A 13,185-nucleotide genomic window follows, 5' to 3' on the forward strand; every position below is an offset into this window, starting at 1 on the left:
ATTCAGAGCGAAGAAACCTAGACCTCGAAGGGGAGCAGGTCGGCTGCCGCGGCCGGGTTAGAGGATTCTCATCCGAATCGGAGGGCTTCGGCGGGTACCGGCTGCGAGGATTGCCGGGTGAACACGCACCTCGACCTGCTGACCGGTGACGCCGCCGCGGGGCTCCTCGATGCCGCCGTGGCCACGGCCGGGGGTGAGCTCGTGGACTGGCGGGTGCGCCAGGTGGACCATCGTCCCGGCTCGACGACCACCGTCGCCTACCGGGCGACGGTGCGCTGGGACGGCGTGGAGCGGTCCGAGACGCTCGGCGCGAGCGTCGGCCGCTCCCGCGACGGCAGCAAGCCCGGCGTGGTCACGCTGTCCGACGGCGACGCGACGGTCGCCGTGTGGCGCTTCCCCGGCGACCCGGCGCTGCCCGCCCTGCCCCGTGCCTTCAGCACGGCCGCCGTCGAGGAGCTGCTGGCCGGCCTCGGCGTGAGCCCGGAGGCCCGCGCCGACCCCGTGCTCAAGGTCCGGGCCTACCGCCCGACGCGGCGTGCGGTGATCGAGGCGACGGCCGCGTCGTCCCGGGTGTTCCTCAAGGTGCTGCGGCCCCGCAAGGTCGCCGACCTGCACAGGCGGCACGAGCTCCTGTCGCGGGCCGGCCTTCCGGTCCCGCGCCCCCTCGGCTGGTCGGACGACGGGCTCCTCGTGCTGTCCCCGCTGCGCGGCACCGAGATGCGCGCCGCAGTGCGCGACGGCGGGCGCATCCCGTCCCCGCTCGAGGTGCTCGACCTGCTCGACCGGCTGCCCGCCGAGGTCCGGGACCTGCCCCGGCGCGCCGCGTGGAGCGACTCCGCCGAGCACTACGCGCGGGTCATCGGCGCGGCGCTGCCCGCGGAGGCGGGCCGGGCCGCCGACCTGGCAGGCGCCGTCCGGACGCGCCTCGCGGAGCGCGGGACCGGCGCGGACCCGACGCACGGCGACCTCTACGAGGCCCAGATCATGCTCACCGACGGCCGGATCACCGGCCTGCTCGACGTCGACTCCGCGGGTCCTGGGCACCGCGCCGACGATCTCGCGTGCCTCGTCGCGCACCTCGACGTGCTGTCCCTCGTGCACGGGAAGGATCCGGCGCAGGTCACGCTGGCGGCTCGGATGCGCAAGCTCGCCGCGGACTACGCCGCCGGGTTCGTCGCGGCCCCGGGCGGCCGGGGCGCCGACCGGAGCGACCTCGCCGCCCGCGTCGCCGGGGTGCTGCTCTCGCTGGCCACCGGCCCGCACCGCGTGCAGGAGCGCGGGTGGCAGGCGGCGACCTCGCGCCGGCTGGACGTCGTGGCCGCCTGGCTCGACGGGTCCAGGCTCGCGTCGTCCGGCGTGGGTCGCGCATGAGCCTGCGCCGGCCGACGGTACGGGCCAAGGTCGTGACCACGGTGGTGGCCGTGACCGCCATCGGGCTGCTCGCGACCGGCCTGCTGACCCACGCCATCCAGACCCAGCAGATCATGGAGGGCATCTCCAAGGACTTCGACCAGGAGATCGAGGAGCTGCAGAAGCTCGCGGAGAGCGGTGCGGACCCGGAGACGGGCGAGAAGTTCCGCGGCGCGGGCCGGCTCATGAGCGTCGCCATGGAGCAGAACGTCCCGGGCAACTACGAGATCTTCGTGGCCTACCTGGACGGCAGGTACGAGCAGTCCAACCCGCCGGCGAGGGGGCGGGTGGTCGCGGAGAACGCGGTGGTCCAGGACGTCGTCGACGGTCTGACGCCGCAGTCGAGCACGACGGTCCAGCGCGAGATCGACACGGAGATCGGCCGGGTGTGGTTCGTCGTCGTCCCGGTGACCGCGCCCGACCGCCAGGAGGTGGGCGCGTACGTCATGGCCTCCGCGCTGGACGAGGCGCTCGAGGCGGAGAACGCCGTCATGCGCACCTACGCGATCGTCTGCTGCGTGGCGCTGGTGCTGCTGGGGCTGTTCGCGTGGCTGGTGGTGAGCCGCCTGCTGCGCCCGCTCCGGCAGCTGAGCTCCACCGCCACCCGGGTCACCGAGACCGACCTGTCCCAGCGGGTTCCCGTGGCCACCGAGGACGACCTCGGCGAGCTCGCGGGCGCGTTCAACACGATGCTCGACCGGCTGTCCACGGCCATCGAGACGCAGCGCCAGTTCCTGGACGACGCCGGGCACGAGCTCCGCACCCCGCTGACCGTCCTGCGCGGCCACCTGGAGGTGCTCGACCCGGACGATCCGGCGGACGTGCGCGAGACGCGGGACCTCCTGCTCGACGAGACGTCCCGGATGGGCCAGATCGTCGAGGAGCTGGTGCTGCTCGCCAAGGCGGAGCGGGCCGACTTCGTGTCGACGGCCTCGGTCGACCTCGGCCGGTTCACCGACGACGTGCACGACAAGGCCCGCGCGCTGGGCGCGCGCCGGTGGGTCGTGGACGCCCGGGCCGACGCCGAGGTGGTCGCCGACCTGCACCGGCTCACGCAGGCGGTGCTGCAGCTCGCGGACAACGCGGTGAAGTTCACCGGGCCGGACGACGAGGTGGGCATCGGCACGCAGGTGTTCGACGGCCCCCAGGGCCGTCAGGTGCGGCTCTGGGTGCGGGACACCGGACCGGGCGTGCCACCCGAGGAGGCGGAGCGCATCTTCGACCGGTTCGCGCGGGGCAGCACGACAGGCGGGGCGCCGGGTTCGGGTCTCGGCCTCGCCATCGTGCGGGCCATCGCACAGGGGCACGGCGGGGACGTGGCCGTCGAACGGTCGGACGGCGGCGGGGCGCGCTTCGTGATGACCTGGCCGGCCGACGGTGCCGCACCGTCGGGCACGCAGGCGGGCGGCAGGGGCGCGGCGACCGAGGAGGAGGCACGGTGAACCAGATCCTGATCGCGGAGGACGAGGAGCGCATCGCGCAGTTCGTGCGCAAGGGGCTCAAGGCCCACGGGTTCCAGCCCACGGTGGTGTCCGACGGCGCCTCGGCGCTGGCCCACGCGATGTCCGGCGGCTACGACCTCATGGTCCTGGACATCGGGCTGCCCGTGCTGGACGGCTTCACGGTGCTGCAGCGCCTGCGCGACGTCGGCTCAACGCTGCCGGTGGTGATCCTGACCGCGCGGGACTCGCTCTCCGACCGGGTGGCGGGCCTGGAGGGCGGGGCGGACGACTACATGTCCAAGCCGTTCGGGTTCGACGAGCTGCTCGCCCGCATCAAGCTGCGGCTGCGGCGGACGAACGGGGAGGCGGCGTCGTCGGACCGCCTGGAGCACGGCGACGTCGGGCTCGACCTGCGCACGCGGACCGCCACCGTGGCGGGGCGGGAGGTGGAGCTCTCGGCACGGGAGTTCGCGCTCGCCGAGGTGTTCCTGCAGCATCCGGGCCAGGTCATGTCCCGTGAGCAGCTGCTGTCGCGGGTCTGGGGCTACGACTTCGACCCGGGGTCCAACGTGGTCGACGTCTACGTGCGCTACCTGCGCAAGAAGCTCGGAGCGGACCGCATCGAGACGGTGCGCGGGGCGGGCTACCGGTTCAGGGGCTGACGCCTCCCGGACATGAGAGGCGTCTCATGCAGATCTCCTCTTCGCCTCATCCCGGCGACGCAGACTATCAATCAGGAGGCACCCGGACGGGGCGCCGAGAGACCGGAGGTCACAGAGATGAACCCCTCGACCATGAAGAAGCGCTGGGCCATCGTCGGGGCAGCCGCCGTGCTCGGCGTCGCCGGCGCGACGACGGCGGCGGCGCTGAACGACCCGGCCCCCCGCGCCGAGTCCTCCGCGGCCGTGGCCCTGGACAGCGCACCGCAGCCCGACGGCGGCGCGGGCACCACGACGGCCGACCCCTCGCCGGAGTCGGCGGACTCGCCGAACGAGTCGGCACGCGACACCGCGGGCTCCGCGCAGTCGGCGGACTCGCCGGGTGACGCGAACTACGACCCCTCGCCGGAGTCGGCGGACTCGCCGAACGAGTCGGCGCAGGACACCGCGGGCTCCGCGCAGTCGGCGGACTCGCCGAACGACGCGAACTACGTCGACGACCAGGACGACAACACCCCGAACGACGCGGACGACGACGAGGCCGACGACCGGGGTGACGACTGACCGGCGTCGCGGCCCTCGCGACCAGCCCGAGGCCAGGTGTTCGGCAGCCCGACTGCCCGACACCTGGCCTTTTGGCGTGGAATAGCCGCTAAGTAGTTACTCGTCCCGTTTACACTGCGCGCGTGACCCGAACCCCCCATCGGCCGCGGATCGCGATCTGCGGCATGGCCATCGAGTCCAGCACGTTCTCCCCGCACCGCTCGGGCTGGGAGGCGTTCACCCTGCTGCGCGGCAACGAGCTCGTCCGGCGGTACCCGTTCCTGCGGGACGGCGCGCCGCTGCGCCGGGAGGCCGAATGGGTGGGGGTGCTGCGGGCCGGGGCGCTCCCGGGCGGTCCGGTCCTCACCGACGTCTACGAGACGGTCCGCGCCGAGATCGGCCTGGCGCTGGAGGCGCAGGGCCCGTTCGACGGGGTCCTGCTCGACGTCCACGGCGCCATGGCGGTCCTCGGGTACACGGACGCGGAGGCGGACCTCGCCCGGACGGTGCGCGCCGCCGTCGGGCCGGACTGCCTGGTCTTCGCCTCGACCGACCTGCACGGCAACGTGTCGCGAGAGCTCGCCGAGACGGTCGACCTGATCGCCTGCCATCGCATGACGCCGCACGAGGACGACGACGAGGCACGCGAGCGTGCGGCGACGAACCTGGTGCGCCGGATCGACGGGGCGGGCCGGCCGCGGAAGGCCTGGGTGCAGGTCCCGGTGCTGCTGCCGGGGGAGCGGACGAGCACCCGGGTCGAGCCGGCGCGCGGCATCTACGAGGACGTCGCACGGGTCGGCGCGCTCGAGGGCGTCCTCGACGCCTCCCTCTGGGTCGGGTACGCCTGGGCGGACGAACCGCGCTGCCGGGCCGCCGTCGTCGTCATGGGGGACGACGACGCGCTGATCGCACGCGAGGCGGAGCGGCTGGCGCGCAGGTACTGGGACGCCCGCGGCGAGTTCGGTCTCGTCGCACCGGCGGGCACCTACGAGGAGTGCATGAAGGCAGTGCTGGCGAGCGACGCGCGACCGTTCGTCCTGTCGGACTCGGGCGACAACCCCATGGCCGGCGGCGCCGGCGACGTCACCTGGACCCTCGCCCGGCTCCTGGCGGAGCCCGCCTTCGTGAACCCGCCGGAGGCGGGCGGCCGCAGCGCCATCTACGCGTCCCTGCCCGACCCCGAGGCGGCCCGCGCCGTGGCCGACGCCGGGGTGGGCGCCGTCGTCGAGGTGACGGCCGGAGCCCGGGTCGACGCCGGGCCCGCCGGGCCGGTGACGCTGCGCGGCGTGGTCGAGCACGTCCACGAGGGCGACCCGGTGGCAGGCACCGTCTGCGTGGTGGCGGCCGGCGGGCTCAAGGTGATCCTCACCGAACGGCGCAGGCCATATCACCTGGAGTCCGACTTCACGGCGATCGGCCTCGACCCGCGCGGGACCGACGTCGTCGTCGTGAAGATCGGCAGCCTGGAGACCGAGCTGTACGACATGGCCGACGACTGGATGCTCATGCTCACCCCGGGCGGGGTGGACCAGGACCTGCTCCGCCTGCGGCACACCGACCTGGGCGGCCCGGTCCACCCGTTCGCCCCGCCGGAGGCGTTCGGGGAGGGCCCGGACCTGACCCCGGAGCTGCTGTGACTACAGCGGGCCCTGGAACTCCGCGCAGCCGCCCGCCGGGACGAAGCCCAGCGCGATGTTGATCGCGAGCATGTGCGGGTTCTCCTCGTTGTTCCAGGTGTAGATGCGCCGGGCGCCGGGCCGCAGCCGTGCGTGCTCCCGCAGGTTCACTGCCTTGACGAGCATGCCGAGCCGGTGCCCGCGGTGCGTGCCGAGGACCACCGTGGCCTGCTGGTCGGTGTGGTCGGGCTTCTCCTCGTTCCACTGCAGCATGGTCATCGCGACGAGCTCGCCCGTCGCCACGTGCTCGGCGGCGGTCACCACGTACTGGTCGCCCATGGCGGCGATCGCCGCCTCCTCGCCCCGGATGCGCTCGAGGTCCCAGACGTCGGACTCGAGCTCGAGGCCGCCGCGCGGCTCGTCGTCCGCCAGGGCCTGCTGGAGGGCCGCGTACTGCTCGATCCACTCCTCCGGGATCGGCGCCGTCCAGGTGTGGACGCGATACGCGTCCCCGGCGGCCGCACGGGACTCGGCCTCGAACCGCTCCACCGTCTCCGGCGCGACCGGCAGGTCGATCCGGGACCGGCGCTCCACGAGCTCCAGGCCCAGGCCCAGCTTCCGGGCCAGGCGGACACCCGGCAGGTCGGCGGCGACCTGGCCCGAGCCCGACGCCGGGACCAGGGACTCGCCCTCGACCTGACCAGGCCCGAAGTCGACGGGGGCCAGGACCGACGTCCGGCCCTCCGCGCGCGCGGTGGTGCGCAACCAGTCGACCAACGCCGTGCCGATACCCTGCCGCCGGTACTCCGGGTGCACCACGACGACACCGACGGCCAGCTCCGGGTTCGACCGGACGAAGAGGTTCAGTACCGCGCTGCCCACGACCCGCGGCCCCTCGGGTGCGTCCACCACGGCGACCTGCCGCAGCCTGCGCCGGTAGTTCTGGTTGTTCATCGTCACGAGGATCCCGAGCGGGGTCGGGGCGTCGTCCGCGGTGCCGAGGTCGGCGGTCCCCGCCGTCGCATGCAGCTCCGCGATGCCTCGGTACGCCCAGGCGTCGGCCTCGTCGAGCGAGGACGGGTGGGGAGGGGTCATCAGCCGCCACGTCGACGTCGACGGGGCGGGTTCCGCAGAGGTTGAGGTCATGTGCCCAGCGTGCTCCTGGCGGCACCGGAGCGCACGGCTTTTTGCGCCGGGTAGCGTGGCCGCATGCCGAAGAAGCCGCAGGTCCGCACAGCAGTCGCCACCGAGGCTGCACCAGCGGCGATCGTCCGGAAGCTCAGCCTCGAGCAGAAGGTGCGGCTCCTGTCCGGCGCGTCGTTCTGGACCACCGCCGAGGTCCCCGGAGTCCCGCCGGCCTTCTTCGCGGACGGCCCGCACGGCGTGCGCAGGCTCGCCCCCGACGTCGGCGACATCGAGGGCGCCGTCCCCGCCACCTGCTTCCCGCCGGCGGTCGCGCTGGGCAGCACGTTCGACGTCGACCTCGTCCGACGCGTGGGCGAGGCGGTGGCGGCAGAGGCGAAGCACCGCGGCATCGACGTCGTGCTCGGGCCAGGCATCAACATCAAGCGCAGCCCCCTGTGCGGGCGCAACTTCGAGTACGTGTCCGAGGACCCGCTGCTCGCGGGCGAGATCGGCGCGGCCCTCGTCACCGGCATCCAGGAGGGCGGCGTCGCCACGAGCCTCAAGCACTTCGCCGCGAACAACCAGGAGACGGAACGCATGCGCGTCTCCGCCGACATGGATGAGCGCACCCTGCGCGAGATCTACCTGCGCGGCTTCCAGCGCGTGGTCACCACGGCCCGGCCCGCGACGCTCATGTCGTCGTACAACCGCATCAACGGCACCCACACCGGCGAGGACCGCCGCATCACCACCGACATCCTCCGCGGCGAATGGGGGTTCGAGGGCCTCGTCATGTCCGACTGGGGCGCCGTCCACGACCGCGTCGCCGGCGTCCGCGCAGGTCTGGACCTGGAGATGCCCGCCGCCGGAGAGGGCCGGGTCAAGGAGCTCGTCGCGGCGGTGCGGTCAGGCGCCCTCGACCTCGCCGACGTCGACCGCTCGGCCACCCGGGTCGTCGCGCTGGCGCTCGCGGCGCAGGCCGCACGCGAGGCGGCGGCGGACGGCGGCGCGCCGCCGCTCGCCGAGCGCGGTCACGACCCCGAGGCCTGGCACGACGTCGATCACCACGCCCTCGCGCGGGAGGCGGCGAGCCGCGCGGTGGTGCTGCTCAAGAACGACGACGGCCTGCTGCCGCTCGCGCCGGGGACCCGCGTCGCGGTGATCGGCGAGCTCGCCCGCACGCCGCGCTACCAGGGTTCGGGATCGTCGCAGATCGTCCCGACCCGGCTCGACGACGCCCTGACGGCGATCCAGGACGCGGCGCCCGACGTCGCTTTCGCGCCGGGATACGCGCTGACCGAGCCCCCGCTGGTCCGTCGAGGTAGAGCGCGTGTCCGAGACCGTGAGGCTCGCCCCCTGCGGTCTCGGACACACGCTCTACTTCGACAGACCAGCGGGAACGACCTGGCCGCGGATGCTGTGGCCGCGGCTCGCTCCGCCGGTGTGGTGCTCTTCTTCGCGGGCCTGCCGCAGTCGGCCGAGGCGGAAGGCCGTGACCGCGCGGACATCGAGCTGCCCGCCGTCCAGCTCGAGCTGCTCGACCGGGTGCTGGAGGTCAATCCGCGCGTGGTGGTGGTGCTGTCCAACGGTTCGGTGGTGCGGCTGTCCGGGTTCGCGGACCGGGTGCCCGCGATCGTGGAGGGCTGGCTGCTGGGCCAGGCGGGCGGCGGGGCGCTGGCCGACGTGCTGTACGGGCGCGTCAACCCGTCCGGCCGGCTGGCGGTGACCGTCCCGCTGCGCATCGAGGACACCCCGGCCTGGACGAGCTTTCCCGGCACGGGCCTGCACGTCACCTACGGCGAGGGCATCTACGTGGGCTACCGCTGGTACGACGCGCGCGACCTGGACGTGCAGTTCCCGTTCGGGCACGGGCTCTCGTACACGACGTTCGCGTACTCGGGGTTGGGGGTCTCGACGGGCTCGGCCGACGGAAAGGGCTCGGCCGACGACGCGGGACTCGCCGTGCGCGTGACCGTCACCAACACCGGCGGCGTCGCGGGCCGCGAGGTGGTGCAGTGCTACGTCTCCCTGCCCGGCTCGCCGGTCCCGCGTGCCCCGCGTTCGCTGGCCGCGTTCGCCGTCGTCGATCTCGCGCCGGGGGAGTCCCGCGAGGTGAAGCTCACGGTGGCCCGGGACGACCTCGCGTACTGGGACGTCCAGGCCGACCGGTGGCGCGTCGAGGGCGGCACCTACCGGGTCGAGGTCGGCGCGTCGAGCCGCGACCTCCGTGCCGCCGCCGACGTCGAGGTGCCGTCGGACGGCGTCGTCCCGCCGCTCACCGCCGCGTCCTCCCTGGGGGAGGCGATGGCCCATCCGGTCATCGGCCCGACGGTCACGGGGATGCTGCAGGGCGCGGGCCTCTCGGACGACGTCATGATCATGACCAGCGCGATGCCCCTGGACCGGCTGCCCTATCAGCCGGGCTCGGGCGTGACGCACAAGCAGGTACGGCAGCTGCTGGACGTCGCGAACGGGACGGGCGGCCTGGTCACCCGCGCGACCGCCCACGTCCTCAACCTGGCCGCCCGCCTCCGCAAGCCCCGTTGAGTGCTGGCTATTTGCGCCTTTCAGGCCCGCAAAGCCGCAAATAGCCAGCACTCAACTACGGGTCAGAGGCGTTTTTGGAGGGCCGCCTCCGCGCCTGAGGGGCGGAAGCCCAGGGCCACGTTGATGCCCAGCATGTGCGCGTTCTCCTCGGCGTTGAACGTGTGCACCCGCTCGACCTGCGGGTAGCGCGCGGTCAGCTCGCGCAGGTTGACCGCCTTGACGAGCATCCCGAGCCGGTGCCCGCGGTGGGTCTTCAGCGCGATCGTCTCCTCCTGGAACACGAAGGCCGGCTTGGCGTCCTGCAGCAGGAACGACGTACCCGCCACGACCTCGCCCGACGGGACGTGCTCCACGAGGGTGGTCAGCAGGCGCTGGCCGCTGGCCGCGCGCTCCTCGAGGTAGACACCGACGCGCTCGGCGTCCCACGTCTCCTCGCCGAAGTCGAGCTCACCCTGCGGCACGTCCGTCGACATCCGTGTCATGAGCTGGGCGTATCCGGCGTGCCACTCCTGCGGGATGCCCTCCCACGTGTGCGTCCGGTAGTCGTCGCCCGCCGTGTCACGCGCCTCCGCCTCGAACGCCGCGAGCTTGTCCGGGTCCACCGGCAGGTCGAGCCGGGACATGCGTTCCACCTGCTCGATCGTGTATCCGCGGCGGAGCGCGAAGCGAGCACCCGCTGCGTCGGCAGGGATGCGCCCGACGCCGGTGGCCGGAACCAGCGCCTCCTCACCCTCGGCGGCCTCGCGCGAGGACAGCGACCAGCCGAAGAACGTGGTCCGCCCGGCGTCGGCGGCAGCCTCTTCGAGCCGTGTCGCGAGCGCGGTGCCGATGCCCTGCCGCCTGTGCTCCGGGTGGACTCCCACGTGGAGGTCGGCGGTGTGCGTGTTGTCCTTGAGCGTCATCGCGAGGAACCCGAAGCCGACCACGTCGTCGGCGGTGGGCGCTCCGCCGTCGGGCCGCTCCAGGACCGCGACGAACCGCTGCTTGCGCGCGTACTCCTGGTGCAGCATCCCGCTCACCGTCTGCTGCGCCGTGCGGGCGAGGTCGTCGTAACCGAGGTTCGCGGTCTCCGCCGCCCGCTCGACGGCGGCGATCCCGTGGTAAGCCCAGGCGTCGGGATGGTCGACGGACGGTACCGCCGCCACCTCGAGGACGTGCCACGGCGTCTGGGCCGGCGCGCGGCCGGTGGGGGAGGTCATTCCACCAGCGTGCCCCGGCCCGCCGTCGTCGGCGAGGTTATTTCGACGGGCCGGGGCACCGGCTCAGGCGGCCACGGAGATCGCCTGTCCGACGGCGGTGCGGTCGGTCAGGGCGTCGAGCATCGCCAGGGCGAGATCGGGCCGTGCGATCGTCCAGGCCCACCGCACGTTGCCGTCGCGGCGCGACTTGTAGCGGCCGGTTCCCGGTCGGTCCTGGAGGCGCGGCGGCCGCATGATCGTCCAGTCGACGGCGCTGCCCCGGATCACCTGCTCCATGGCCTCCAGGTCGGCGTTCGCCTCCGCCAGTGCCCGCTTGAGGATCGGCTTGGCGACGTAGCGGGAGAGGGGGTCGTCGCCGTCGACCAGCCAGCCGCTCGCGCTGATCGCCACCAGGCGGCGCACCCCTGCGCCGTCCATGGCCGCGAGCACGGACGTGATGCCGTCCCGCAGGACGTGCGCCGACTCGCCGGGCACCGGCCCGAGGCAGCTCGCGACGGCGTCGACGCCCTTGAACGCGACGGTGAGCGCGGCGACGTCGGACGCGTCGGCGACCCGGACCTCCCCGGGCGAGGTGGTGAGCCGGGCCGGGTCGCGCACGACGGCGACGACCTCGTGGCCGGCCGCCGCGGCGACCTGGACGAGTTCGCGGCCGGTGCGGCCGCTCGCTCCTACGACTGCGATCTTCATGGCATCTCCTCGTTCGGGGTGGTGCTCGACGGGGTGTGAGTGAATACTTACTCACACCGTGTCACGCGGCATGGTGGCTGGTCAAGGAAGCGGGGCGAGAATGTCTGGCATGAGCACACGGGAGCGGATCCTCGACGCGGCAGCGCGGGTGATGCGCGAGCAGGGCGTCGCGCACGCGACGACCAAGGAGATCGCGCGTGCGGCCGGCTGCTCGGAAGCGCTGCTGTACCGCCACTTCGACGACAAGCAGGGTCTGTTCATGGCGGTCCTGCGGGAGCGGATGCCGGGCTTCGCCCTGCCGGACGACGCGGTGGGCACCGGCACCGTCGAGGCGAACCTGGCGCGGCTCGTCAGCGGGCTGCTCGACTTCTATGTCGACAGCTTCCCGATCTCGGCGTCCATCTTCTCGAGCAGCACCCTCCTGGTGCGGCACCGGGAGGCGATAGCTGCCCACGGCGGCGGGCCGCAGACCCCGCAGCTACGGCTGCAGGCCTACCTGGAGGCGGAGCGCGTGGTTGGCCGGGTGCGCGCCGACGCCGATCTGGAGGCCGTCGCCCGGCTGCTCGTGGGCGCCGCGCTGCACCAGGCGTTCCTCGCCGCGTTCTGGGGCGACGGGAGCCTCGACGAGCCGGACCTGGGCCGGCGCCTGGTGGCACCCGTCCTGCCGGCGCTCCTGGCCCCCTGACAGGTCAGTGGTGGTTATGCGGCGGGCGGGGGAGCCGTGCTCGCGCGCTCGACCAGCCGCGTGGGCAGGCGGGTGTGCTTGCTCGCGGTGGTGCCCGACTCGAGCATCGCGATGACCATGCGGAGCGCCTCGGCGCCCATCTCGTGCAGGGACTGCGCGATGGTCGTCAGCGGCGGGTTGGACGCGGCGGCCTCGGGGATGTTGTCGAAACCGATGACCGACAGGTCCTCGGGCACGCGTAGCCCCAGCTCCTGGGCGACCTGGATGACGTGGATCGCCGACAGGTCGTTGGCTGCGAAGACGGCGGTCGGCCGGTCGGGGCGTTCGAGCAGGTCGTGCGTCGGACGGTCGGACCGGTCGGGGCGGTAGCCGCCCTCGAGCACCAGGCTCGGGTCCGGTTCGAGGCCCGCGGCCTCCATCGCCTCGAAGAAGCCGAGCTCGCGCAGGCGGGCGGACTCCAGGTCGGAGCGTCCGCCCAGGTAGCCGATGCGCGTGTGGCCGAGCGAGATGAGGTGCGCGGTGGCGGTGCGGGCGCCGCCCAGGTTGTCGGAGTCCACGGTGGCCGGCCCGGTGGGGCCGGTGTGCGGGTCGATGGCGACGATGGGCACGCCCTCGTGCACCGGCAGGGCCAGGGTGGGCGTGACGATCACCACGCCGTCGATCAGGGTGCCGGCGAGGCGGGAGAGCGAGCGGCGCTCCCAGCCCACGTGGTCCGAGTGCCCGGCGTCACCGCAGTAGGCGAGCAGCTCGTAGCCCGTCCCGTCCATCGCGGCGGAGATGCCCTTGAGGAGCTCCGTGCTGAACGGTTCGAACTCGGCCACCAGCACGCCGATGACGTTGGTCTGGCGCCGTCGCAGGCTGCGCGCGACGAGCGACGACTCGTACCCGAGGTCGGCGACGACGCCGAGCACGCGTTCCGCGGTGGCCGCCGCGACGCCGTACCGGCCGTTGACGACCTTGGAGACGGTGGCGACCGAGACGCCGGCGACGCGCGCGACGTCGGTGATCGTGGCGCGGCCGGTCGCACGCTCCTCGGTGGCGAAGAGATCCGGGTTCTCCGAACCGCTCGTCACGCTGTCACCCGGTCCGGCGGTGGACCCGGGTGAGCCTGTCCCACTGTGCACGGAAGCGAGAGTACCCCGGGCCACGAGGTGTGTCTGGTTTACCGATCCGTTTCGAAATCGATATCGAAACCGTTTGACGAAATGACCACCGGGCTGCCAGTCTCCTGACTGACGGACCTGTCGTCCGTCACCGGCAGGCTCCTGCCGA

The 13,185-nt window shown here is 73.2% G+C and carries 11 protein-coding genes; 7 read left to right on the forward strand and 4 right to left on the reverse strand.

Annotated elements, in window-relative coordinates; genetic code table 11:
* The first annotated feature begins 117 nt into the window (after nt 1–117).
* From ACFWE2_RS08675 to ACFWE2_RS08695, 5 genes are all read left to right on the forward strand, one after another.
* Entirely contained in the window at nt 118–1,371 is a 1,254-nt protein-coding gene (locus ACFWE2_RS08675) for a phosphotransferase (protein ID WP_377223812.1), read from the forward strand.
* Nucleotides 1,368–2,852: a sensor histidine kinase gene (locus ACFWE2_RS08680; RefSeq protein ID WP_377223813.1), complete on the forward strand. Its 1,485-nt coding sequence runs from the start codon at nt 1,368–1,370 to the stop codon at nt 2,850–2,852. Before ACFWE2_RS08675 ends, ACFWE2_RS08680 begins: the two co-directional genes overlap by 4 nt.
* Nucleotides 2,849–3,514 carry a response regulator transcription factor gene (locus ACFWE2_RS08685; RefSeq protein ID WP_377223814.1) on the forward strand — a complete coding sequence of 222 codons (666 nt, stop codon included), beginning with the start codon at nt 2,849–2,851 and terminating at the stop codon, nt 3,512–3,514. Before ACFWE2_RS08680 ends, ACFWE2_RS08685 begins: the two co-directional genes overlap by 4 nt.
* A gap of 117 nt (nt 3,515–3,631) precedes the next feature.
* On the forward strand, nt 3,632–4,075 hold the full coding sequence (locus tag ACFWE2_RS08690) for a hypothetical protein (protein WP_377223815.1): 444 nt from the start codon (nt 3,632–3,634) through the stop codon (nt 4,073–4,075).
* A 122-nt stretch (nt 4,076–4,197) separates the two neighbouring features.
* Nucleotides 4,198–5,691: a M81 family metallopeptidase gene (locus ACFWE2_RS08695; RefSeq protein ID WP_377223816.1), complete on the forward strand. Its 1,494-nt coding sequence runs from the start codon at nt 4,198–4,200 to the stop codon at nt 5,689–5,691.
* Here the strand turns inward: ACFWE2_RS08695 and ACFWE2_RS08700 are convergent, their stop codons facing one another.
* The gene (locus tag ACFWE2_RS08700) at nt 5,692–6,816 is read right to left on the reverse strand and encodes a GNAT family N-acetyltransferase (protein WP_377223817.1); all 1,125 of its coding nucleotides are present in this window, start codon (nt 6,814–6,816) and stop codon (nt 5,692–5,694) included.
* 63 nt (nt 6,817–6,879) lie between these two features.
* Here ACFWE2_RS08700 and ACFWE2_RS08705 point away from each other — a divergent pair, with 63 nt between their 5' ends.
* Entirely contained in the window at nt 6,880–9,342 is a 2,463-nt protein-coding gene (locus ACFWE2_RS08705; protein ID WP_377223818.1) for a glycoside hydrolase family 3 C-terminal domain-containing protein, read from the forward strand.
* A gap of 62 nt (nt 9,343–9,404) precedes the next feature.
* Here the strand turns inward: ACFWE2_RS08705 and ACFWE2_RS08710 are convergent, their stop codons facing one another.
* Both ACFWE2_RS08710 and ACFWE2_RS08715 read right to left on the reverse strand, forming a co-directional pair.
* Nucleotides 9,405–10,541, reverse strand: a complete 1,137-nt coding sequence (locus ACFWE2_RS08710; RefSeq protein WP_377223819.1) for a GNAT family N-acetyltransferase — start codon at nt 10,539–10,541, stop codon at nt 9,405–9,407.
* Between the two features lie 63 nt (nt 10,542–10,604).
* Nucleotides 10,605–11,228: an NAD(P)-dependent oxidoreductase gene (locus tag ACFWE2_RS08715; protein WP_377223820.1), complete on the reverse strand. Its 624-nt coding sequence runs from the start codon at nt 11,226–11,228 to the stop codon at nt 10,605–10,607.
* Between the two features lie 109 nt (nt 11,229–11,337).
* On the opposite strand from ACFWE2_RS08715, the gene ACFWE2_RS08720 reads away from it, so the two are divergent.
* Nucleotides 11,338–11,913 (forward strand): TetR/AcrR family transcriptional regulator, encoded by a 576-nt coding sequence (locus ACFWE2_RS08720; RefSeq protein WP_377223821.1) that lies wholly within the window; start codon nt 11,338–11,340, stop codon nt 11,911–11,913.
* A 14-nt stretch (nt 11,914–11,927) separates the two neighbouring features.
* On the opposite strand, the gene ACFWE2_RS08725 is transcribed toward ACFWE2_RS08720, so the two are convergent.
* Complete coding sequence (locus ACFWE2_RS08725; protein ID WP_377223822.1) at nt 11,928–13,037, reverse strand: LacI family DNA-binding transcriptional regulator; 1,110 nt, start codon at nt 13,035–13,037, stop codon at nt 11,928–11,930.
* Nucleotides 13,038–13,185 lie beyond the last annotated feature (148 nt).

Source organism: Promicromonospora sp. NPDC060271, from assembly GCF_042726755.1.
Lineage (GTDB): Bacteria > Actinomycetota > Actinomycetes > Actinomycetales > Cellulomonadaceae > Promicromonospora.